The organism is Limnobaculum allomyrinae (assembly GCF_016649425.1).
Classification (GTDB): Bacteria; Pseudomonadota; Gammaproteobacteria; order Enterobacterales; family Enterobacteriaceae; genus Limnobaculum; species Limnobaculum allomyrinae.
This window is the reverse complement of record NZ_JADRCR010000003.1, coordinates 234,684-256,326: the sequence shown is the minus strand read 5'-3', so window position 1 is coordinate 256,326 and position 21,643 is coordinate 234,684. Positions and strand designations below refer to the sequence as shown.

The following is a 21,643-nucleotide window of genomic DNA, read 5'->3' as shown; positions in this document are numbered from 1 at the left end:
GGTAAACCATCAGTACTCAACTACGGAGTGCGTTGGGTCTGGCCGGGTTAGAGGCGGTTATGAAACACCTTGCGGTGTTTCACCCTTCGTTGGCTTACGCCAAGCCGACCCCCAACACCCGTCCCTCCCAACGATTGGTTATCTAAAGGTACTCAACTGAATAAATAATATTTTTTATCATATGGTTAGTAACTTGTATTTTAGCCATTAAATTAACAAGCCAGGGAGCAGATCGAGATGGGATTACTGATTACGATTGTGGTTGTCATTTTTGTTGTGCTGGCGCTGGGTGGTTGGGCAATAAGCATTTATAACCGCTTAGTGGCGTTGCGTAATAATATTGATGCGTCTTTTGCCAATATTGATGTGATCCTAAAACAACGTGCAGACCAGATTCCCGCCCTGATTCAGGTAGCCTCTAAAGCGATGTCCCATGAGCAAGAAATTTTTACCCGCTTAAGTGAAGCCAGAGCTGCTTATCTGAATGCCGGTTCGATAAAAGATAAGGTCGATGCCGCCAATCAGATGGAGACAGCGTTAAAGTCGGTGATTGCCATTTCTGAAAATTATCCAACCCTTATCTCCGGTGAGACTTTTATTGAGCTGCAAAAATCAGTCAGTGAAGTCGAGGATAAAATTGCCCATCGCCGCGAATTCTTTAATGATGCAGTGAATCTCTACAATATTGGTATTGCGCTATTTCCTGATGTGTTGTGTGCTAAAGCGATGGGCTACCAACGAATATCATTGCTAAAAATCAGTGCTGAAGAGACCGCTTATCACGGTATTAAATTTAACAGCTAATTATTTTTGTTATGGTTAATATTCTGTTATTTCGGGGGCAGACATCCCCGAATATTTCCCTGTTTTATTAAAATATAGTCCTACAATTATATTTATTGGTTGGTTTTTATTTTTGTTTTATTTCCATATTTAATTTAATACTCTAAATATAGTGTAATAATTGTTACTTGTTATTATTTTAATTCAATTTAAATAATTAAAATAATAAGTAAATTGATTTGTGCTCAAAGAGTTGTTAATGGCGTAGGATAATCGTATATTCGTTTTTCAGGATGTAAATTTTGGAGAAACGGCATGATCGTATCACGTCGCCTGCATGGTTATCATGTGCACTCCAGACACCCTGATGATAGATATTTAGCTGTCTTTGATGATTTTATGCATGGAAAGATATCTATTATTAAGGTGATGAGGAGTAATTACAAAACTAAGGTTTGGTTAATTGATACCGACTGGGGCAAGTTTGTACTTAAGATATTTGTTCCAAAACAAAAAAAATTAGAACGCGTTGTAAAATCTATTTTCAAACGTAATTACTACGTTCAGTTGATCCGCCAAATAAACAGAGTTCGTAAGCGTGGCTTAAAAGCGCCAAATGACTTCTATTTACTGGCAACGAAAAAAACCTTCAACTATGTTAGCGCCTATATCATGCTGGTTGAGTATATTGAGGGGACTGAACTGTGGAATATGCCAGAGATTACTGATGAGCTTAAGCAGGATGCAAAACAATTAATAGATGAGCTACATCAGCACGATATGATATCGGGTGATACCAATGGCGGTAATTTTGTCGTTACCGATGAAGGGTTAAGAATTATCGATTTATCAGGGAAAAGCTGTAATTTTATTCGTCGGGCAGAAGATCGTATCGACTTAGAGAAGCGGCTGGGTATTAAAAATACTCAAAAAGATCTGGGTTACTACATGGTTACCTGGCGTACGAATATTCGAGCCTATCTGAAAGAGTTCAGAATGCGGCTAAAATCACGGGTGAATGGCGTTTCACATTTATCTGATTAGTCAGCTATTGATATAGCTGACTACGTCTTCCATCAAATGTTGATGTTCACCCTCGTTCCACAATCTTACCCGCTGGCGAATTTCGTCACGCTGAGAGGACGTTAGCTGATAGCGGGTAATGTTTTCCAGTATCTGGTTCTTCTTTTCCGCATAATGTTGCAACAGCCTTTGCTGTTGTTGTTCATCATCACTGTCATCGCTTTGCTGCTGTAAAAATACTGCGCTTAGGGTTAAGAAAACGCATTGTAATATCGCCAGATATTCCATCTGTTGTGGGTTTTCCGCCATATTCGGGGTGAACATGGTGGCTAAATCTTCCGCTGCGTCCACACTGTCAAACTGCAAAGCATAGAAGTAGTGCATAAGCATGGGAGCAGTATGATGTCGGGTATGAGATATGCGTGCCAGTGAAAGGTGACTGAATGCTAGCTGATGGAGGCTGGTCTCAATATTTTCGCTTTGGCTATAACGCTCAACTAATTGTTCGAATAGTCCTGCAGCCTTATCCAAATCTTGCTCAACGGTATTACCTGACAAATAGAGCTGAGCCTGTACCAGATAAGCCGGCAGGTAATCTTTTGCAAGGAGTCTATCCAGCCAGTACCAGAGTTGCTGTGGTTGATATTGTTCGGTCAGATAGAAGTCAGTGAGCGCCAGCATATAAGCCGGATCGTCAGTCTGCTCTGCCAGATTAATCAGGTGTAGCTCTTTTTTTTCTGGAAAACCTGTTGATTTTTCTACCATTTTAAATAGTGGCATCTTTTTATAATAAAGGGAATGGCAGGAATTGATGAGGGAACCTTACCTGCTTCGTATAAACTAAATAATATCAGAAACTTTTTATTCGCCGGAGAGATAATGTCTCAATTACGCATTGGTATTGCCGGGCTGGGCGGTATTGCCCAAAAAGCCTATTTACCGATACTCAGTCGAACAGAAAATTGGACGCAGGTTGGGGCTTTTTCACCAAATCAGCAAAAGGCTAAAGTGATTTGCGACAGCTACCGTATTCCTTGTTTCTCCAATCTGTCTGAACTGGCTCGCCAATGTGATGCGGTTCTGGTTCATAGCAGTACAGCCAGTCACTTTCAGGTGGTTGGTGAACTGCTAAAACTGGGAGTGCATGTCTATGTGGATAAGCCACTGGCGGAAACGCTGGAGCAGTCAGAGCAATTGATTGAACTGGCTCTCCGGCAGCAAAAAACCTTGATGGTAGGGTTTAACCGACGCTTTGCGCCGCTGTATCAGCAGCTAAAACAGAATATGACCGATGCGGCCTCTTTACGTATGGATAAGCACCGAACCAACAGCGTAGGGCCAAATGATGTACGCTTTACCATGCTGGATGATTATCTACATGTGGTAGATACCGCCCTCTGGCTGGCTGGTCAGGACGCCAAACTGATGAGCGAACAGCTGTTGGCGAATCAGGAAAATCAGATGTTGTATGCCGAGCACCATTTCCGTTGTGGCAATACCATCGTTACCACCAGTATGCATCGGCAGGCGGGTAGCCAGCGGGAAAGTGTACAGGCAGTCACCTCCGGAGCGGTTTTTCAGGTTGATGATATGCGCCGTTGGCGGAGTGAAAGCGCTCAGGGGATCATTGAATTACCTGCGCCCGGCTGGCAAACCACGCTCGAACAGCGCGGTTTTGACGGTGCTATTCGCCATTTTATTGAGGTGGTGAGTAATCAGACACAGGCTGAAACCTCTGGTGAACAAGCGATTTATGCCCAGCGGATTGTGGAACAACTTCTGCAGAGCCGTAGTGAGTAACCTAAAATAGAAATATTGCGGAATGAATTATCCGGCTTAATGCCCCGCCAGCGAGGAGACGATTATGCAGCGTTCTTTAGACAGAGTTATTGAGGAAGCCATTCGGCCAGAAGCGGGCCTGACGCCAACTATCGTTGGGACAGTGGTATTAGTTTCACAATGTGGAAAACGGTTATACCAGCGAGCTGCCGGATATGCCGATCGGGAAAATCAGATCCCGATGATAATGGATACGCAATTTCGCTTGTCATCCGTCACTAAACCTTTTGTAACGGCGGCGGCAGGTGTGCTACTGGAACAGGGGCGAATCGGGTTGAATGACCCTGTTACCAAATGGCTACCTGATTTTACGCCATCTTTACCGGATGGTAGCCAGCCGGATATTACTATTGCCCAGTTACTCTCTCATTCTGCCGGCCTGAATTATGGTTTTTCTGAAGAGCCGGATGGCCCTTATCACCAGTTAGGGGTTTCAGATGGATTGGATATTTCCGGACTGACGCTGGAGGAGAATCTCCAACGTATAGCCAGTGCACCGTTACTGTATCCACCGGGAACATCCATGCAATATTCAGTAGCGACAGATGTTTTAGGGGCGGTGATTGCTCGGGTATGTGGTACCAATCTGGCTGATGTTATTCATCAACTGGTTACGCAACCATTAGGAATAACTGACAGCAGTTTTGTGGTTTCTGAACCAGAGCGGCTTGCGGTGCCTTATGTTAACAGCTCACCTGAGCCAAGAAAGATGGAAGCAGACGAATGGCTGGTTGATCCTGAAGCGGGTATTGCCGGAGGCATTCACTTCTCTCCCGGCAGAGCACTGGAAGCCGGTGAGTTTTTCTCTGGCGGTGCAGGTATGGTGGGTACCGCAGAAGATGTTGAACGGTTATTACAGGTGTTCCGAACCGGTGGACATCCTTTGTTTGGTAAGCAGACGCTAAATCAACTGTTAACCGACCGGGCCGGCGATTTAGAGTTCAATCCTGGATGGGGTTTTGCTTCCAGCTGGCAAGTATTAAGAGATCCATTGTTGGCTAACTCACCGCAATCGCCGGGCACTATCGGTTGGGGCGGGGTATACGGCCATAGCTGGTTTATCGATTTTGAACAGGATCTCAGCGTAGTGGTAATGACCAATACAGCTCCGGAAGGATTGTTTGGCGAATTTATTGAGGACATTCGCGACACGGTTTATATGGCGCTGTTAGCGAAGGCATCATGATATAAGTAACCGTTATCGGGCTTAATTGCTGATAATAATGGGTGGTGAAAATAGGTTATGATAGTCTGGATATTGGCCAATATGACAAGGATGTAACCATCTAATATGGTTGAACCTAAAAACCACAATCAAAAACTGAGTGCACTTTTAGCTTCTGTAAAAGAGAAGGTAAATAATGCGCAGGATCAACAGCAACTGATTGAAGCTATCGAGCTGGTTAAAGCTTTCGGTGAACCGCTAAAGTTTAATCATGGTGTACGCTATGCGGTGGCTATTGTTGCCGTACTGGCCGGTTTTATTATCGCGGGTGTTCAGTGGTATCAATACCGCCATTTGAGTAGCGCTACCACTATTTTGCTGGTGCTGTTGGCGATAACGGCGATCGTTATGATGGTTTGGAGCTGGCGTAAAAACAGTTCTATTAGCAAACTGGCAGATGAACTGTTTCAGCAGGATTTACTGTTTGATAATGGCCTGCAACAAGTAAGCGTCGAGCCAGAACAGGCGGCAAGTGAATTGATATCCCGGTTTCATGAGTTTAATCGGGGTAATTATTCTCAAGAGATCAAAGCCCTGTATCAGGGGCATTATCAGGGAAAAGAGCACGTCTTTGATTATCATTTTTACCATTTCCACTATGTGGATAAACGAACCACGGTAACTACGGACAGCAAAGGGCGGCCCAGAACCCGTACCACCTACGATCATTACGATCGCTATGGCATCTATTTATCCTTTAATTACGTTAAGAGCTTAGCACTGGTTGGAAAATCCGTTAGCGGGTTGTCAGGTTCCATCTATAAACCCGCGTCTAACCGGTTCAATAAACTCTATCGGGTAGTCGGTGATAGCGAAATGAACGCGGCTAAATTCCTTAAGCCAGCTCTGGTACTTGCCTGTGAGGATATTGCCGAAACGTTAAGTGAATTGAATTTTGAGTTTAATTCGCAGGCTGAATTGTGCATGTCCTTCAGAGACAGCGACGTGATTACATTGCAAAGAAGCAGTGACTTTAACTCTCCTGATGATTTTATTCAGTTAATCAGACAACATAATGAACTGCCAAAGCTGAAAACAGCATTAGCGCATATAGAAACTTTAATGGTCTATTCAGACAGTAACTTCAGGAAAACCACATAATGTTAGAACTATGGATCCCTTTAGGCCTCATCGTACTGGTGATTATTATAGGTATCGTGATTTATAACGGTATCGTTAGCCGCATGAACGCCGTCGCCCGTGCCTGGGCTGATGTGGTGGTTCAGGAACGACAAAAAAACAACATTATTCCCGATCTGGAGAAGATTGCCGCCCAGTATAGCCAGTATGAGTCATCCATTATGGCCAAGGTCACAGAGCTGCGCACTTCACTGAATCGCCTGAATACTGAAGATATGAATCTGGCAACGCTGTCAGAAACCCGAACCAAAACCAGCAGCCTGTTAAGTGGGCTGTATGCTGTGGCAGAAAACTACCCGGATTTGAAAGCCTCATCGCTGTATAACAATGTCATGGCTGAAATTTCAGAACAGCAGGAAAATATTGGTGCCGCTATCCGCATCTTTAACCAGAATGTGGAAGACTTCAATAATGGTATCGAAGTGGTGCCTAATTCTCTGATTAATAGCTTGTTTAATAAGAAGAGAAAGCTGAAGACGTTTAGTGATGCGCAGGCAGAGAGTGGGTTTGAGTATCGGCCGGATATACATTGATGGAAGTTGGTCGCTTTTGAATGTTTGGTCTAGTGTAAGTTTCGCCGCTTTAAGTGTTGTGTTTGTCTTGGCTGTGGAGTTTGCGTCGAGCAAAGGGGCGTTGGGGTGAACGCCCCTCTGCACTCCCCGCACCTGCGCAGCCGACTGTTGACCGCCGCGTGCGGCGGCAACCTCAGTCAGCCCAGCGGCTTAACGCACCGGCATAGAGCCGGAGTACTCGCCTCATCCATGAGGCTCGACCCTTTGGGTCAGCACTTCGTGCTGTTCAAAATTGCTCCTGCAATTTTGTCCGGCGTCGCTATGCCTCTCGCCGCATCCATGCGGCTCGTGCTGCCTCTGGTCTTCCTTCGGCAACATTCGGATGCTTTAACCTGAAGGGCTAAGGGCTAAGGGCTAAGGGCTAAGGGCTAAATATAAGAATAAATGCTTGAATGAATCATCTGGCTGGCAGTTAACATTGCTAATTGTCGGGAGAGGGTGCCGTGGGGGTCGACTTGGCGTAAGCCAACGAAGTGCCCGTAGGCAGCCTAGGCCCGACACACTCCAGACTTAAGTACAGATGGTCTTCCGACCGAGCACATTTGTGATATGAGCAATACCGTCTTTACGGCCGGAATATCCTCAGGTTCCAACTATCCAAAAGCCAATCGTCGGCAAGGCCGACGTACACATAGCTTAAGTACAAACGGTCTTCCGACCGGAATATCCACCGCAGCCAATAGTAAAAATGCCAATCGGCGGGCTTAGCCCGCCGAACACCAGAATCAAGAGCAGATGGTCTTCCGACCGAAATATTACTTAATACCCCGCCGCTAAATCATCTTTAGATCTCGGATCCGCAGCCCCAAACAGCCCTTCCGGTGTCACCACAATACTTTGAGTACTGCCCATCGTTGGCTTGACGCTGACTTTATGACCCTTTTTCTCTAGCAGCTTAATGGTATCGGTGCTGATGCCTTTCTCAACCCGAATCTCTTCCGGCAACCACTGATGGTGAATTCGTGGTGCGTTAGTGGCTTCAGCGATATTCATATTGAACTCAATAGTATTAAGAACAATCTGTAATACCGTAGTAATGATACGGCTGCCGCCAGGGCTACCGGTGACCAGAACCACTTTACCGTCCTGAGTGACAATAGTAGGTGACATAGAGGACAGCGGGCGTTTTCCAGCCTGAACTGCGTTAGCTTCACCGCCGATTAAGCCATATACGTTGGGAACCCCCGGTTTGGCGGAAAAGTCGTCCATTTGGTTGTTTAACAGAATGCCGCTTTTTCCTGCCACAATACCGCTACCAAAGTTAGTATTCAGGGTATAAGTTACCGCTACAGCATTACCCTGAGAGTCAACCACGGAGTAGTGGGTGGTTTGGTCGCTTTCATATGGCTCGAGTTTGCCCGGTTTGATGGTGCTGGACGGATTAGCTTTATCCAGATGAATTTGTGAAGCCAGTTGTTTAGCGTATTTCTTACTGGTCAGCGCGCTAACCGGTACTTTAACGAAGTCCGGATCTCCCAGATATTCTGAACGGTCAGCATAGGCATACTTCATGGCTTCTGACATAACGTGAATAGCATCAGCACTGTTTTGGCCCATGGATTTCAGATCGAAGTTTTCCAGAATATTCAGAATCTGAATAATATGGATACCGCCAGAAGATGGGGCTGGCATTGAGTAGATCTCATAGCCTTTGTAGGTGCCGGAGACTGGCGTGCGCTCAATGGCTTTATACGCCGCCAGATCTTGTTTGGTAATCAGACCACCATTCTTTGCCATCTCATCGGCTATTTCATCAGCAATCTTTCCCTGATAAAAGGCAGCAGGGCCGTCAGCGGCAATTAAACTCAGGCTGTTTGCCAGATCGGTCTGAACCAGCATTTCGCCCTTTTTCCACGGAGTACCGTCCGGCTTAATGAAAATGGCACGGCTATTCGGGTTATCAAGCAGAACTTCCCGCCCATAAACATCTAAATCATCTGCCAGCGCATCATTGACCACAAAGCCCTCTTTTGCCAGCTTAATCGCCGGTTTCAGCAGCTCTGCCACCGGCATTGAGCCATATTTCTCATTGGCTAAAGCAAAACCGGCAACGGTGCCAGGAACGCCTGATGCTAAATGGCTGGTGAGTGATTTTTTGCTGTCAGCATTGCCTTTCTCATCCAGAAACATATCCCGCGTCGCTTTTGATGGCGCCATTTCCCGGAAGTCGATAGCGGTTGTTTTGCCATCTTTGGTACGAATAAGCATAAAACCACCGCCGCCAATATTTCCGGCTTGTGGGTGGGTAACCGCCAGGGTATAGCCAATGGCAACAGCCGCATCAACCGCATTACCACCTTGTTTCAGTACCTCGACGCCTACCTGCGTTGCCGTGCTATTGACGGAAGAAACCATACCGTTTTTCGCATAAACCGGGTGGAAGATATCCTCTTCAACACCGTAGGAGACGACTTTCGCAGCTAATGTTCCCTGCCAAAACAGCAGAAAAGCTAAGATCAGATATCGCACACTGCCTTTTCTTAACATACTCAACATAACGTTTCCTCTGTGATGAAATAGCTTGATTTTGTAACAATAAATTTACATTAGAGGATTATTCAGGCTTTGACCAGCAAAGAAATGGCAAGAATGGGGACAGAAATTTGGGGAACATCACGTTTTAAAACAAAACTGGCATTTTGTAATAATAACCGATGGAACAAAAATGGATTCAGGGGCATTGCCCCTGAACTTTACTCTTAAGGGCGTTCTTCAAACTTTGGATTATCATCACACAGATCTTCCCACTCGGCTTTTGACGCGGTGATGAAGCTCAGCGTTCGTTCCCTGAGTCGTCCTACCCGTGAGCTACTGTTGAAACGTATTCCTGAACTGGTGAAAGCACAGGCGGAGAGCTTTGGTGCCACGGCGGATGTCAACCACCTTAACGGTACTCCTGTGCTGGTGAATCAGGAACAGATGACACAGTTTGCCTGGCAGGTGGCGAAACAGCAGTTTGGCGAAGAGCGAGCTATCTATGGGGCTAAACCGCTGATGGGGAGTGAGGATTTCGCCTTTATGTTGGATGCCAACCCGAATGGTTGTTACCTGATTGTAGGAAATGGGGAGAAAGGCGAGGGTTCCTGCATGGTACATAACCCGGGCTACGATTTTAACGATAAGTGTCTGGTGCCAGGCAGCACTTATTGGTGTGCGCTGACCGAAGCTTATTTGAAATAAATTATAAAAATAATATTGAAAACAATAAGTAAATTAAAAATTGCTTTTCATTATGGATGACTAAGGACAGGAAAAATGGCAGATACATTAACCTCAACCGCCTCAGAGGAGGTTGCGGCCGCCAAACCGGAAAAGAAGGTTAGCGGTCGACGCGTTATCTTCGCTTCGGCGTTTGGTAATGCTTTAGAGTTTTTTGATTTTGGGGTGTACAACTTCTTCGTGGTGTATATCGGGGTACTGTTTTTCCCTCCGACCAGCGATCCTAATATCGGACTGCTGCTGGCTTTTGCCACCTTCGGCGTTAGCTTTTTTATGCGTCCTTTAGGCGGCATTCTGATTGGTGCTTACGCTGACCGCTTTGGCCGTAAGCCAGCGATGGTACTGACGATTTCATTAATGAGTTTGGGTACCTTACTGATTGGTATTGCTCCCACTTATGCCAGTGCGGGTTATTGGGGAACTATCACACTGGTGCTGGCCCGTTTGATTCAGGGGGTTGCTGCCGGTGGCGAAGTCGGTGCTTCTATGTCAATGCTGGTGGAATCTGCTCCGGCAAATCGCCGTGGTTTCTACAGCAGCTGGGCATTGGCCACTCAGGGGCTGGCAACGACCTTTGGTGGATTAGTCGCATTAAGTCTGAGCGCTTATTTACCGGTAATAACTAACTCTCCTGATGTGATGTCCGAATGGGGATGGCGTGTGCCGTTCTTCATTGGTGTGGCTCTGGCTCCTATTGGCTGCTGGCTGCGTCTGAGTCTGGAAAACGATATGCCGCATCCAAAGGCGGCTAAAACTCAGGCTGCGGTAGTGCGTGAAAGTGCCGTGAAGTTACTGGGGCAGCATATCCGGGTGATCATTATTGGTATTTTGCTGACCATTGGCAGCACGGTGGCTACCTACATCTCTCTGTACTATTACGGTACCTATGCCGCTAAGTACCTGAAGATGGATCAGAACTATGCTTATGCCGCCATGCTGTTAGCTGGCATATTAACCTTTATTGGCGGTCTGTTAGTTGGGGTATTAAGTGACCATGTGGGGCGGAAAAAGCTGGTGGTGATTTCCCGAACGGTGATCCTGCTATTGGCCTATCCATCGTTCTGGCTGCTGGTGAATTACCCTGAGCCTGCGGTTTTACTCTCGGTGGTGTTTGTGATGGTGTGCTTCACTACGCTGGGCGCTGTGCCGGTGATGCTGGTTATCTCTGAATTACTACCAAAACGTATTCGTGCTTTGGGATTTGCACTGGTTTACAGCATTGGGGTGGCCATTTTTGGTGGCTTCGCTCAGTTCTTTGCCACTCAGTCGATTGTCTGGTTAGACAGTCTGACCGCGCCGGCATGGTATCTGGGGGGCGCAACGCTGCTGTCTATGCTGGCATTACCATTCTTTAAAGATCCGAAACGTCTGGAAGAGTGATTTACCGAACCGACCGGAATTGAAAAATGATATCCGGTCGGTTCAGTTTTTTTGGGATTTTTGTTTATTCCTTTACTCACGCTTTGTTCAAAGTGATATAGCCACAACACAGTAGAAACTTCAGCAAAAAGATGATAGTTATCATATTGAAAAATCAATATGATCGCTCGCCTGTATTTGTGTTTTATCGCACGGGCGATATAAATAAAAACTATCATCGGATATTTGCGCCATGACCACCTTTCTGTTTCTGTCGGTTCTGACTGCGGCATTGCTTCATGCCGGGTGGAACGCGATGGTCAAATTCGGCAGTGATCGTTTTCTTGGTGTGACTTTAGTTGCGGTGTTTTCTGGTGTCGTTGCGGTGATAGGGCTATTTTTCGTCGATTTTCCTGCTGCCGAATCCTTGCCGTGGTTAGCGTTATCCATGCTGTTTCATACCGGGTATTGTTTGTTTCTCAGCCGGGCCTATGCCAGTGGCGATTTAGGGCAGGTTTATCCGATTGCCAGAGGCAGTGCACCAATGCTGGCCGCTTTGCTGAGCTGGATTATCCTCAGTGAGGTGCCGCCATTTTTAGGGATGGTAGGTGCGATGTTGCTGGTTAGCGGGGTCTTGCTAATGGCTATTTCCGGCAGGCGAAGTGCATCAAAGATGAGCGGGCAAACATTACTTTATGCGTTAATCACCGCGATGTTTACTGCATGTTATACCCTGTCGGACGGTGCGGGCTCCCGCGCCAGTTTGAATCCGATAGCTTACACCCTGTGGTTGTTTGCTATTAATGGCATCATCATGGCGTTTATTTTTTATCTGAAATATAAATCTTCCAGCTGGGATAAAATCAAACAGCATTGGCGGCCCGGTACTATTGGCGGCATTATGTCCTTGCTGTCTTATGGCATCGTTATTTGGGCGATGAGTCAGGCACCTATTGCGCTGGTGGCGGCATTACGTGAAACCAGCGTTTTATTTGCTATGGTGATATCGGTTTATTTCCTGAAAGAGCCGCTGAATAAAATGCGTATTCTGGCGGGTCTGGTTATTGTTACCGGTGTGGTAATGACGCGATTAGGGTAACCACCTTTTACTTTTTGTTTCATGCTCGCCAAAAAACCAACGCTATGATGTTTTTTTAATTCCGATAGCGAATATTGATCTCTGATTTCAATGAAATTATCGCATGAGACGATAGTATTAATTGAATGTTACAAGATTTACATCAATATCCAGTAAGTTATGCTTTCGTTGCTAAAATAATTAGAAGTTACTTTGTCATTATTTCGATATAATCGGCCCATCAAAATATGTACGTTTTGATTTGTCCGATACATATACAGCGTGCCGGAAAGTATCAGGCCGCATAAGAAATAACGAAAGCAAACTAACAGCATGAATTATATGGAAAATACATCACAAATCCGCGAGCTTACGCTGCGCGGAATTATCATTGGTGCGTTGATTACCGTGGTATTCACTGCATCAAACGTCTACTTAGGGTTGAAGGTAGGTTTAACCTTTTCATCCGCGATCCCTGCTGCCGTTATCTCAATGGCAGTGCTGCGCTTCTTTTCGAAGTCGAATATTTTAGAAAATAACATGGTACAGACGCAGGCATCTGCTGCCGGTACGCTGTCATCCGTTATTTTTATCCTTCCTGGCTTGCTAATGATTGGCTACTGGAACAGCTTCCCGTTCTGGCAGACGTTATTGATCTGTTCTGCAGGCGGTATGTTAGGGGTCGTGTTCTCTATTCCACTGCGTCATGCGATGGTAGTGAAGAGCAATCTGCCTTATCCGGAAGGGGTTGCCGCCGCAGAGATTCTGAAAGCCGGCTGTAATGACTATGTGGATGAGAACGATAAGTTAGTCAGTACCAATGAGGGTGTTGGTGACGATAAAGACAATGGTTTTCGCGATATTCTGTTTGGTGGTTTTATTGCTGCCGCGGTTAGCTTTGCCACCAATGGTCTGCGTATTTTGGCGGACGGTGCCAGCTACTGGTTTACTCAGGGTCGTGCCATTTTCCAGATTCCATTAGGTTTCTCTTTAGCGTTACTGAGTGCGGGTTATCTGATTGGAATTGCCGCGGGTATCGCCATTCTGGTGGGTTCAATCATTGCCTGGGGTGTTGCTATTCCGATTATCAGTTCATTAACCGGTAGTGCGGAAGGGCTGGCAACGTTAAGTTCCTGGGGCGTCTCGGTGCCTATGGATATCGTCGATAGCGGCTCGATTAGCGCGCTGGCGATGACATTGTGGAAAACCAATGTGCGCTTTATTGGTGCCGGTACATTAGCGATCGCTGCTATCTGGACTCTGCTGACGCTGGTTAAGCCAATTATTGAAGGCATGAAAACTTCTCTGCGGGCGTTAAATAAAAATAACACAGGGGAAGTTATTCCAAGAACCGAGCTGGATCTGTCGCCGAAGATTGTTTTGTTAATCAGCGTAGTGATGTTTTTGGTACTGATTGGAACCTTCTACTCTTTCGTTGCTGATAGCGGTTTATCTGCTACAACGGCCTGGGGTCTGGTGTTTGCTTCCGTTATTTTTGCTTTCCTGATTGGTTTCCTGGTTGCTGCGGCCTGTGGTTATATGGCGGGTTTAGTAGGTTCATCTGCCAGCCCAATCTCTGGTATTGGTATTATTGCCATTACGGCTATCTCTCTGCTGCTGCTGTTTTTAGGTGGTCTGAATGGGATGCTGGAAACCGAGCAAGGTACTAACTTTGCGACTGCGTTGGCAATTTTTACCACCAGTGCAGTATTGGCTATTGCGACTATTTCTAACGATAACCTGCAGGATTTGAAAACCGGCTATCTGGTAAAAGCAACGCCATGGCGCCAGCAGGTTGCATTGTTAATTGGTTGTATCGTCGGTGCGGCGGTTATCTCTCCGGTGCTTGAGCTGCTGTATAACGCTTATGGCTTTACGGGTGCCACACCACGTCCGGATATGGATCCTAATCAGGTGCTGGCTGCGCCGCAGGCAACCTTAATGACTACCATTGCCAAGGGTATTTTCTCCCATAAACTGGAGTGGACCATGATCATCACCGGTTTGGTGGTGGGTGCGGTAGTGATTATGATTGATGTGATGCTGGCCAAGAAAGGCAGCAAGCTGCGTATTCCTGCGCTGGCTGTAGGTATGGGGATTTACCTGCCACCGGCTATCACAGCTCCGCTGATCATTGGTTCAGTTCTTTCCTGGCTGGTTGCGTCTCAGGTGAAAAAACGTGCTCAGGCGCAGAATGGTGATTTCAAAGAGATGTATAAGCCGGTTGAGCGCAAAGGTGCCCTGATCGCTTCTGGCCTGATTGTTGGTGAAAGCTTAGTGGGTGTTGCGCTGGCGGTACTGATTGTAATCAGTATCAGTAACGGCGGTAGCGATGCGCCTCTGTCTATCAGCTCATGGCTTGAGCCTGTTTTCGGTAGCTCCGGTGTGGTTGAACAACTGCTGGGTCTGGCGGTATTTGTGATTGTTTGTATCTTATTTGTCAGACGCGTGCTGAGTGCGCTGAAAGCTAAATAAGTTATCATTGAGAGTATTGGTAAGAAGCCCATCGATGCAAGTCGATGGGCTTTTTTTATGATAAGTAAACACTCACCACATCAAATACCTTCAAACGGGTTCCAGCTATCGCTACCTTTTACTTCTTTAAGATAGTAAGCATAATTAGCCGTTATTGACCACATCATGGCACAAGCTACGTTAATGCCAATGTTTGCACCTTGTGGCAGGTAGAAGCCGGTTACAGTTTCAATGACTGTGATAATAACTGCAATACCAATAGCAATACCGAACAAAACCAGATTCTTTTTCCAAAGCCCTAAAATAAAGAAGTAAATAAAGCCAAAAAAGAACGCAATGAAATTCATACGGAATAAAATTCTACTCGTTGGTTTTTTAGCTTGAATTGCTGCTTTATGCTCAGGAGTGTTTGGTGCGCCATACTGGTCAAAGAAAGCAAAGCGAGTTTGCCATCTTTCAGAGTATTTACTTTTATCCATTGCTTTTTCAAATCCCTATTATAGTTACTTACTACTTAATTGCAGGCCTGCATATATCCGGCAAATCGAACGGGAAATACTATGTTTGAGAGATAAGATGCACAAGTCAAAAATTATTTCCGCTGCAATAATTGTGTTACTAAATTATTTTGTCAGACTGCGGTTGTGGATGATCAAACAAGAATGAATTCAATAACGCTAATGGTTCACGAAAGAATGCTCGCCTTGTTTCCCGACTTTCTCTTCCCACGGCAGCCGGTAGCCCTGAAATATCTTCAATTCCTGAACGTTTAGCCAGCATAAATGAACGTAACATATGAAAATCGCTGGTAACGATAACCGTTTTACCAAGCTCAGTCAGTGAACGGGAATAGATAAACTGATGAGCAGTGCGGGTAGATTGGTTCTCTTCATAGATACGTTGGCTCTCAATACCGTTATTGATTAAGTAACTTTTCATTACGCTGGATTCTGTCGCGGTCTCTTTTCTTCCCTGACCACCACAAACAATGACTTTGGTATTAGGATTTTCTTTAAGATAGGGAATCGCCACGTCTAAACGCTCGCGCAGTGTCCGGCTGGGTTTTGCCGGGTTACCTATAACCTGTGCACCAAGAATAATCATCGAGTCAGCGCCCGGTTCTGGTTCAATCCCTTTATAGTGAGCAATCAGTACGTTACCGATAATAAAAAACGGTAACAGGAATGAGAGGCTGTATTTGAGTAGTTTCCCTGTCATTGATGCTATCCATAGTGAAGTACAAGAATCAGAATAGTAAACTCGTTGTGTGAAGCGTTGGTGAAATGAACCAGATCTTTGATGAATGTTATCTGGAGGTAAAATTAGTCATAAATTTTACCTCCCCTTACGTTTAGGCTATATAATGAAAGAATCAGGCACCAACTAAGATATCGACCATCTAACCTGTTTACTGTGCAATAAAACAGATTAGTGTATCTGGTGCCGGAACAGACGAGGTATGAAAAATGACTAGAACCATCTCACAAAAAGCAGCAAGAGAAATGTTGGGAACCCCAGAGAATTTTTCTGGTGGTGTACTGGTAACGAAAAATGGCGTAGCTGAATTATTTATTCAAACTGCTGTGGAACGTGAAGAAGAATTGGTTGCACGCTCTATGGAGCGGCAATCGAATGCACTGTTGAAACTGGCTATGTTGGCAAAACAGGATGTTGATAATCAGCGCGTAATGACTCCGGAAGAAGCACTTCGCCGGCGTAAAGAAGCGCGTAATAAATAGTTTGGAATGATATGACTTATCGTCTGTTTATTGCTGAAACGGCGTATCGATCGCTGGAAGTGATTGAGGATTATCAAACCGTTTTGCATGGTGTAGCTGAAGCTCAGAAGCTGGTAGATAACCTACTTAGCTTGTCTGCAAAAGAAATAGCAGAGTCACCATTACGTTATGGTTACCATCATATGGCGACTGATAAGGGATTATGCTTGAGGCAATGGTACGATAAAGAGCAGAAGCATCGGGTACTTTATGAAGTCACTGAAAACAATGAAGTCTATGTTCTGCTGTATGTCAGTGTTAAGCAGGATTTAGAGCAGTTGTTGTATCAGTTGCTGATTAGCTTTTAGTCAATATTAAAAAATAGAGCCTGTCCCTAATGCTGTGTAACTGCCACCGTATTAAAGGTAATCGCTCAGGGACGATAACCATCTATGTATGTTTAGTTAAAGCGAATATCCAGCTTCTTTCTGGTGGCGAAAGGCTAACACATAAACTCGCTTTTCCTCTTTATGATAACGGTATAATGCAACATAGCCAGAATCACCGAATTTAATCATTAACTCTCGCAGTATCGGTAGTTCAGGAAATGGTTTGCCAATTTCAGGATCGTTTTCCAGTAACTCAAAATGCTGCTCAAGAATTTGACCTGCTTTGATAGCAGCCAGAGTATTCTTGCCTCTTAGACATTCCAGCCATCGCGGCCTTTCACTTTCTTTAGATAGTAAGCGTAATTAGCCGTAACTGACCACATCAGAAGACAAACAAGATTGATGCCATCACTCAAAGCCTGAGACAGGCTGGATGTTACTTTCCAATACAAAAACTCGAGAAAATCCGTCCCAGTAAATCATCTGAGGTAAATTCACCGGTAATCTCGCTGAGTGCCTGTTGAGCCTGACGCAGTTCTTCCGCCAGTAGTTCTCCTGCGCGAGCACTTACTAACTGATCCATACCTTGATCAAGATGTTGTGCAGCGGTTTCCAGCGCCTGCAAGTGGCGACGGCGAGCCAGGAACCCCCCTTCAGTATTGCTGGTAAAGCCCATGCTCTCTTTCAAATGATTACGTAGCGCTTCCACACCTTCACCGGTGCGTGCTGACAGGCGGATAAGTGAGTGACTGTTCACTTCACTGATACCCAGCGTTTCGCCGGTTAAATCGGCTTTATTGCGTACTACGGTAATTGGCAGAGTCTTGGGTAAGCGAGCCATAAACTCTGGCCAGATATGCTCTGGTTCGGTTGCGTCGGTGGTGGTGCCATCAACCATAAATAACACCCGATCGGCCTGTTCGATTTCATTCCATGCCCGCTCAATTCCGATACGTTCAACTTCGTCACCGGCTTCACGCAGGCCGGCGGTATCGATAATATGCAACGGCATACCGTCAATGTGGATATGCTCACGCAGTACGTCGCGTGTGGTACCTGCAATATCAGTTACAATAGCGGCTTCACGGCCTGCCAGTGCGTTTAACAGGCTGGATTTACCGGCATTAGGGCGCCCGGCGATGACCACCTTCATACCTTCACGCAGCAGGCTTCCTTGACGGGCTTCAGTTCTGACGCCGTTTAACTCTTCCATGACTTGTTGGAGCTGAGCCTCAATCTTGCCATCGGAAAGAAAATCGATCTCTTCATCAGGAAAGTCGATAGCAGCTTCAACATAAATGCGTAAGTGAGTAAGTGCTTCCACTAATTGGTGAACACGGTTGGAGAAAACGCCCTGCAATGAATTGACTGCAGAACGGGCTGCTTGCTCTGAGCTGGCGTCGATCAAATCGGCAATGGCTTCTGCCTGTGCCAGATCCAGCTTATCGTTTAGAAAGGCGCGTTCAGAAAATTCGCCGGGACGGGCAATGCGCACATTCGGTAGGGTCAGAATTCGTTTTAGCAATAAATCGAGAATCACCGGGCCACCGTGGCCTTGTAGCTCCAGTACATCTTCACCGGTAAAAGAGTTTGGGCCGGGAAAGTAGAGTGCGAGCCCTTGATCGAGAATGCTGCCATCCGCATCCCTGAACGGTAAATAGTCCGCATAGCGCGGCTGTGGAATTTTGCCCAGCAGCTGCATTGCTACTTCTGCGGCCTGCTTTCCAGAAACCCGAAGTATGCCGACGCCGCCGCGTCCCGGAGGAGTGGCTTGGGCTACGATAGTATCGGTTGTATTCATGATTTGGCTCTCTGAAAAGTGTATTAAGTCATTATATAAAAAAGGCGGTCATGGAGACCGCCTTTTATCAAGCATATTGCTGAGGTCTTACCGTCGCATTAAGCGGTTTTCTTCTCTTTTTTGTCTTTCTTATCGCGACTATGCAGGCCTTTCTTCTCCAGACCACGATAGATCAGTTTCTGCTGGATAATCGTCACCAGGTTACTCACGATATAGTACAGAACCAGACCTGACGGGAACCACAGGAAGAAGACGGTGAAAATAACCGGCATGTAAGTCATGATCTTCTGCTGCATTGGGTCAGTCACCGGCGTTGGTGACATCTTCTGGATCAGGAACATGGTTCCGCCCATTAACAGCGGCAGAATGTAGTACGGATCCTGTGCAGATAAGTCATGAATCCACAGAGCGAACGGCGCATGACGCAGCTCAACAGAGCCCATTAACATGTAATACAATGCCAGGAAGATTGGCATCTGAATGATTAATGGTAAACAACCGCCCAGTGGGTTAACTTTTTCTTCTTTGTACAGCGCCATCATTTCCTGACTCATGCGCTGCTTGTCATCACCAATACGCTCACGCATTGCCTGCAGTTTCGGCTGTAACAGCTTCATCTTGGCCATGGAAGTATATTGTGCCTTCGTCAGCGGGTACATAATACCGCGCACGATAAAGGTGATAACAATGATGGAGAAGCCCCAGTTGCCGACAAAGCCCTGAATAAATTTCAGTAACTTAAACAGCGGCTGAGAGATAAACCATAACCAACCGTAATCAACGGTCAGATCTAAGTGTTCAGCAACGGCAGCCATCTGGTTTTGAATTTCAGGACCAACCCACAGTTGAGCACCCAGCTGTTCAGATGCGCCCGGCTGGATAATTACCGGTGCATTTCTGAAGCTAATAGATGACTGACCATCATCACCATGGGTGGTAAAGAATGTGCTTTGGCTGTCGCGATTTGGGATCCAGGCAGTAGCAAAATATTGCTGCAGCATGGCAACCCAACCACCTTTAGTATCGATTTTCAGGTTCTCATCGGCGATGTCATCAAAACTGTATTTCTTATATTTGTTGTCATCCGAAGAGTACGCTGCGCCACGATAAGTGTGCAGTGCAAAGTTGTTGCTACCATTGTCACGCGCTTTTGGCAGTTTAGCGGTTTGCTTCAACTGGCCAAACAGTACGACATCCATTGGTTGCTGGCTGGTATTGTTTACGATGTAGTTAACGTTAACCACATACTCACCGCGTTTAAACACGAAGGTTTTGGTGTATTTCACACCATTGCTGTCGGTATAAGTCATCGGAACAGCAAGTTCGTTTTGACCATCAGCCAGCTCAAACACATCTTGTGCAGTAGTATAAAGCGGACGAGGACCGTTAGCCGGGTTGTCCGGCCCATTTTTACCTACCAGACCGCTAAGTGCCTGATAAGCAAAGTCAGGTGCTTTTTCCAGCAGTCTGAACGGTTGCTTTGAACCTAAAGTATCAGGGTAAGCTGACAGGTCGGCTTCCTGAATATCGCCACCGCGGGTGTTGATAGTCATAGAAAGCACGTCAGTTTTCACCGTGATCAAACCGCCTTCACCTGCAGCCAGTTCTGACTGAGTGGAGCCGGCAGATCCAGCAGCGGTGGTAGCAGTGGTTTTCTGCGCCGTTGGTGCTGGTTGTGGTGCATTATCTGTTTCCCATGCCTGCCAAATCAAAAAAGTGACAAACAGCAGGGCGACAAGAAGAAGATTACGTTGAGAATCCATTATTAATGTTCTCTATTATGGTCAGTATTGTTAGGCGGAACTGGATCATCACCACCCGCATGTAAAGGATGGCATTTTAATACGCGTTTGATTGTCAACCAACTACCTTTCACTACGCCAAACCTGCTCAATGCCTCAATTCCGTATTGAGAACAGGTAGGACGAAACCGGCAATGTGGCCCAAGTAACGGGCTGATTACCAGTTGATAACCCCGAATCAACATAATCAAGATGCGGGAACCAGCCGACAATGACGACGCCATAACTTATCCAATGTTTCTGTCAGCGCGCAATTATCCAGATCGGCAATACCTTTTTTGGCTATTACAATAAAATCCATGGAGGGGAGATCATGCTGGCGTGTACGAAAACTTTCGCGGGTGAGGCGTTTAATTCGGTTACGTTCATGAGCTCGTTTCACGTATTTTTTTGCAACAGTGAGACCAAGGCGCGGGTGACCCAGCGTATTTGGTCGGCCAAGAATGGTGATTTGAGGACTACCGGCTCGTTGCGGTTGCTGAAAAACAAATGTGAAAGTACTGGGAGTTAACAAACGTAACTCCCTGGGGAATGCTAGCTTAAGCTTAACCACACAGATGGTTAACTCGATTAACCGGCAACAGTTAAACGAGCACGGCCTTTAGCACGACGACGAGCCAGAACCTGGCGGCCGTTTTTAGTTGCCATACGTGCGCGGAAACCGTGGCTACGGTTACGCTTTAATACGGACGGTTGAAAAGTGCGTTTCATGGCGATCTCTACCTAAATCTTAATTATTACTGTCAATGCGTTTGGCTACCCGACGTGAAAACGACCGACGCCTCAATCACAAAGTACAAAGAGGCGGGATTGTAATAATTGTACAGCCCCGAGTCAATTCAGAACGCTTATCTCTGCTTAAAAACTCGTAGTTACTACTACGATCTTCAGTTTTTCGGCTTTTCCCGACCCCTTAGCTCACCTTTTTATATTAAAAAGTTAACGCAGGATGTGAGAAAACGATAAAACCTAAAGAGCGAGAAGCGCCACAAGTAGGGCTGAGGATTATACGTACTCCCTGAAAAATCGCAAGGATCGTGAATAGATCCTTTTCATCTATATGGGATCGTGATGGCGATCGTCTGTACGATCCTCATTATCGGGCAAGGTTATCCACAGCAAGAACAAAAAACACACTTTCCAGCGATTCTTTTTCCAATGAGTTGCCGCGACAGGTTTATCTTTACTATTTTTTATCAGTAGTTTTTGATCTGAGTGAT

At 46.0% G+C, this 21,643-nt stretch carries 20 protein-coding genes and 2 pseudogenes; 12 read left to right on the top strand and 10 right to left on the bottom strand.

The window, feature by feature from the left end:
• Positions 1 to 237: 237 nt before the first annotated feature.
• Both I2494_RS08505 and rfaY read left to right on the top strand, forming a co-directional pair.
• Positions 238 to 804, top strand: coding sequence for a LemA family protein (locus tag I2494_RS08505; RefSeq protein ID WP_218468275.1), 567 nt, complete (start codon positions 238 to 240; stop codon positions 802 to 804).
• Between the two features lie 294 nt (positions 805 to 1,098).
• Positions 1,099 to 1,827 carry a lipopolysaccharide core heptose(II) kinase RfaY gene (rfaY, locus tag I2494_RS08500; RefSeq protein WP_218468274.1) on the top strand — a complete coding sequence of 243 codons (729 nt, stop codon included), beginning with the start codon at positions 1,099 to 1,101 and terminating at the stop codon, positions 1,825 to 1,827.
• Here rfaY and I2494_RS08495 read toward each other — a convergent pair whose 3' ends face one another.
• Positions 1,828 to 2,571: a hypothetical protein gene (locus tag I2494_RS08495; protein ID WP_218468273.1), complete on the bottom strand. Its 744-nt coding sequence runs from the start codon at positions 2,569 to 2,571 to the stop codon at positions 1,828 to 1,830.
• Between the two features lie 114 nt (positions 2,572 to 2,685).
• Between I2494_RS08495 and I2494_RS08490 the strand changes: the two genes are divergently transcribed.
• The 4 genes from I2494_RS08490 to I2494_RS08475 all read left to right on the top strand — a co-directional run bounded on the left by I2494_RS08490 (position 2,686) and on the right by I2494_RS08475 (position 6,543).
• Entirely contained in the window at positions 2,686 to 3,606 is a 921-nt protein-coding gene (locus tag I2494_RS08490; protein WP_218468272.1) for a Gfo/Idh/MocA family protein, read from the top strand.
• A gap of 64 nt (positions 3,607 to 3,670) precedes the next feature.
• Positions 3,671 to 4,831 (top strand): serine hydrolase domain-containing protein, encoded by a 1,161-nt coding sequence (locus tag I2494_RS08485; RefSeq protein WP_228350896.1) that lies wholly within the window; start codon positions 3,671 to 3,673, stop codon positions 4,829 to 4,831.
• Between the two features lie 105 nt (positions 4,832 to 4,936).
• A complete protein-coding gene (locus I2494_RS08480; RefSeq protein ID WP_218468271.1) occupies positions 4,937 to 5,971 on the top strand; it encodes a hypothetical protein in 1,035 nt (344 codons plus the stop codon).
• A complete protein-coding gene (locus tag I2494_RS08475; protein WP_218468270.1) occupies positions 5,971 to 6,543 on the top strand; it encodes a LemA family protein in 573 nt (190 codons plus the stop codon). The genes I2494_RS08480 and I2494_RS08475 overlap by 1 nt, the downstream gene beginning before the upstream one ends.
• Positions 6,544 to 7,341: 798 nt before the next feature.
• Here the strand turns inward: I2494_RS08475 and ggt are convergent.
• Positions 7,342 to 9,000 (bottom strand): annotated as a pseudogene (gene ggt, locus I2494_RS08470) (gamma-glutamyltransferase); the annotation flags it as partial.
• Positions 9,001 to 9,342: 342 nt separating this feature from the next.
• On the opposite strand from ggt, the pseudogene I2494_RS08465 reads away from it, so the two are divergent.
• The 4 genes and pseudogenes from I2494_RS08465 to I2494_RS08450 form a co-directional block, all read left to right on the top strand.
• Positions 9,343 to 9,762, top strand: a pseudogene (locus I2494_RS08465) (M20/M25/M40 family metallo-hydrolase); the annotation flags it as partial.
• A gap of 75 nt (positions 9,763 to 9,837) precedes the next feature.
• Positions 9,838 to 11,181, top strand: coding sequence for an MFS transporter (locus tag I2494_RS08460; RefSeq protein ID WP_218468269.1), 1,344 nt, complete (start codon positions 9,838 to 9,840; stop codon positions 11,179 to 11,181).
• Positions 11,182 to 11,413: 232 nt separating this feature from the next.
• Complete coding sequence (locus tag I2494_RS08455) at positions 11,414 to 12,259, top strand: EamA family transporter (RefSeq protein ID WP_218468268.1); 846 nt, start codon at positions 11,414 to 11,416, stop codon at positions 12,257 to 12,259.
• A gap of 321 nt (positions 12,260 to 12,580) precedes the next feature.
• On the top strand, positions 12,581 to 14,713 hold the full coding sequence (locus tag I2494_RS08450) for an OPT family oligopeptide transporter (RefSeq protein WP_218468267.1): 2,133 nt from the start codon (positions 12,581 to 12,583) through the stop codon (positions 14,711 to 14,713).
• Between the two features lie 80 nt (positions 14,714 to 14,793).
• Here the strand turns inward: I2494_RS08450 and I2494_RS08445 are convergent, their stop codons facing one another.
• Together I2494_RS08445 and I2494_RS08440 are read right to left on the bottom strand one after the other, a co-directional pair.
• Positions 14,794 to 15,192, bottom strand: coding sequence for a DUF2628 domain-containing protein (locus tag I2494_RS08445; RefSeq protein WP_218468266.1), 399 nt, complete (start codon positions 15,190 to 15,192; stop codon positions 14,794 to 14,796).
• Positions 15,193 to 15,331: 139 nt separating this feature from the next.
• On the bottom strand, positions 15,332 to 15,931 hold the full coding sequence (locus I2494_RS08440; RefSeq protein ID WP_218468265.1) for a YdcF family protein: 600 nt from the start codon (positions 15,929 to 15,931) through the stop codon (positions 15,332 to 15,334).
• Between the two features lie 248 nt (positions 15,932 to 16,179).
• Between I2494_RS08440 and I2494_RS08435 the strand changes: the two genes are divergently transcribed.
• Both I2494_RS08435 and I2494_RS08430 read left to right on the top strand, forming a co-directional pair.
• Positions 16,180 to 16,452: a hypothetical protein gene (locus I2494_RS08435; protein WP_218468264.1), complete on the top strand. Its 273-nt coding sequence runs from the start codon at positions 16,180 to 16,182 to the stop codon at positions 16,450 to 16,452.
• A gap of 11 nt (positions 16,453 to 16,463) precedes the next feature.
• Complete coding sequence (locus I2494_RS08430) at positions 16,464 to 16,799, top strand: type II toxin-antitoxin system RelE/ParE family toxin (RefSeq protein ID WP_218468263.1); 336 nt, start codon at positions 16,464 to 16,466, stop codon at positions 16,797 to 16,799.
• Between the two features lie 96 nt (positions 16,800 to 16,895).
• On the opposite strand, the gene I2494_RS08425 is transcribed toward I2494_RS08430, so the two are convergent.
• From I2494_RS08425 to rpmH, 6 genes are all read right to left on the bottom strand, one after another.
• Positions 16,896 to 17,117, bottom strand: a complete 222-nt coding sequence (locus tag I2494_RS08425; protein ID WP_267081261.1) for a type II toxin-antitoxin system RelE/ParE family toxin — start codon at positions 17,115 to 17,117, stop codon at positions 16,896 to 16,898.
• A gap of 139 nt (positions 17,118 to 17,256) precedes the next feature.
• Positions 17,257 to 18,621, bottom strand: coding sequence for a tRNA uridine-5-carboxymethylaminomethyl(34) synthesis GTPase MnmE (gene mnmE / locus I2494_RS08420; RefSeq protein ID WP_218468262.1), 1,365 nt, complete (start codon positions 18,619 to 18,621; stop codon positions 17,257 to 17,259).
• Between the two features lie 98 nt (positions 18,622 to 18,719).
• Positions 18,720 to 20,384, bottom strand: a complete 1,665-nt coding sequence (gene yidC / locus I2494_RS08415) for a membrane protein insertase YidC (RefSeq protein WP_218468261.1) — start codon at positions 20,382 to 20,384, stop codon at positions 18,720 to 18,722.
• Between the two features lie 2 nt (positions 20,385 to 20,386).
• Positions 20,387 to 20,647 carry a membrane protein insertion efficiency factor YidD gene (gene yidD, locus I2494_RS08410; RefSeq protein WP_140920591.1) on the bottom strand — a complete coding sequence of 87 codons (261 nt, stop codon included), beginning with the start codon at positions 20,645 to 20,647 and terminating at the stop codon, positions 20,387 to 20,389.
• Positions 20,611 to 20,976: a ribonuclease P protein component gene (rnpA, locus tag I2494_RS08405; protein ID WP_140920590.1), complete on the bottom strand. Its 366-nt coding sequence runs from the start codon at positions 20,974 to 20,976 to the stop codon at positions 20,611 to 20,613. The genes yidD and rnpA overlap by 37 nt, the downstream gene beginning before the upstream one ends.
• Before the next feature lie 17 nt (positions 20,977 to 20,993).
• Positions 20,994 to 21,134 (bottom strand): 50S ribosomal protein L34, encoded by a 141-nt coding sequence (gene rpmH, locus I2494_RS08400; protein WP_115458131.1) that lies wholly within the window; start codon positions 21,132 to 21,134, stop codon positions 20,994 to 20,996.
• Positions 21,135 to 21,643: the final 509 nt, after the last annotated feature.

Excerpts from the sequence above, each read along its gene's own strand:
- I2494_RS08505 (WP_218468275.1), top strand. The coding sequence starts at position 238 with ATGGGATTACTGATTACGATTGTGGTTGTCATTTTTGTTGTGCTGGCG.
- rfaY (WP_218468274.1), top strand. The coding sequence starts at position 1,099 with ATGATCGTATCACGTCGCCTGCATGGTTATCATGTGCACTCCAGACAC.
- I2494_RS08495 (WP_218468273.1), bottom strand. The coding sequence starts at position 2,571 with ATGGTAGAAAAATCAACAGGTTTTCCAGAAAAAAAAGAGCTACACCTG.
- I2494_RS08490 (WP_218468272.1), top strand. The coding sequence starts at position 2,686 with ATGTCTCAATTACGCATTGGTATTGCCGGGCTGGGCGGTATTGCCCAA.
- I2494_RS08485 (WP_228350896.1), top strand. The coding sequence starts at position 3,671 with ATGCAGCGTTCTTTAGACAGAGTTATTGAGGAAGCCATTCGGCCAGAA.
- I2494_RS08480 (WP_218468271.1), top strand. The coding sequence starts at position 4,937 with ATGGTTGAACCTAAAAACCACAATCAAAAACTGAGTGCACTTTTAGCT.
- I2494_RS08475 (WP_218468270.1), top strand. The coding sequence starts at position 5,971 with ATGTTAGAACTATGGATCCCTTTAGGCCTCATCGTACTGGTGATTATT.
- I2494_RS08460 (WP_218468269.1), top strand. The coding sequence starts at position 9,838 with ATGGCAGATACATTAACCTCAACCGCCTCAGAGGAGGTTGCGGCCGCC.
- I2494_RS08455 (WP_218468268.1), top strand. The coding sequence starts at position 11,414 with ATGACCACCTTTCTGTTTCTGTCGGTTCTGACTGCGGCATTGCTTCAT.
- I2494_RS08450 (WP_218468267.1), top strand. The coding sequence starts at position 12,581 with ATGGAAAATACATCACAAATCCGCGAGCTTACGCTGCGCGGAATTATC.
- I2494_RS08445 (WP_218468266.1), bottom strand. The coding sequence starts at position 15,192 with ATGGATAAAAGTAAATACTCTGAAAGATGGCAAACTCGCTTTGCTTTC.
- I2494_RS08440 (WP_218468265.1), bottom strand. The coding sequence starts at position 15,931 with ATGACAGGGAAACTACTCAAATACAGCCTCTCATTCCTGTTACCGTTT.
- I2494_RS08435 (WP_218468264.1), top strand. The coding sequence starts at position 16,180 with ATGACTAGAACCATCTCACAAAAAGCAGCAAGAGAAATGTTGGGAACC.
- I2494_RS08430 (WP_218468263.1), top strand. The coding sequence starts at position 16,464 with ATGACTTATCGTCTGTTTATTGCTGAAACGGCGTATCGATCGCTGGAA.
- mnmE (WP_218468262.1), bottom strand. The coding sequence starts at position 18,621 with ATGAATACAACCGATACTATCGTAGCCCAAGCCACTCCTCCGGGACGC.
- yidC (WP_218468261.1), bottom strand. The coding sequence starts at position 20,384 with ATGGATTCTCAACGTAATCTTCTTCTTGTCGCCCTGCTGTTTGTCACT.
- yidD (WP_140920591.1), bottom strand. The coding sequence starts at position 20,647 with ATGGCGTCGTCATTGTCGGCTGGTTCCCGCATCTTGATTATGTTGATT.
- rpmH (WP_115458131.1), bottom strand. The coding sequence starts at position 21,134 with ATGAAACGCACTTTTCAACCGTCCGTATTAAAGCGTAACCGTAGCCAC.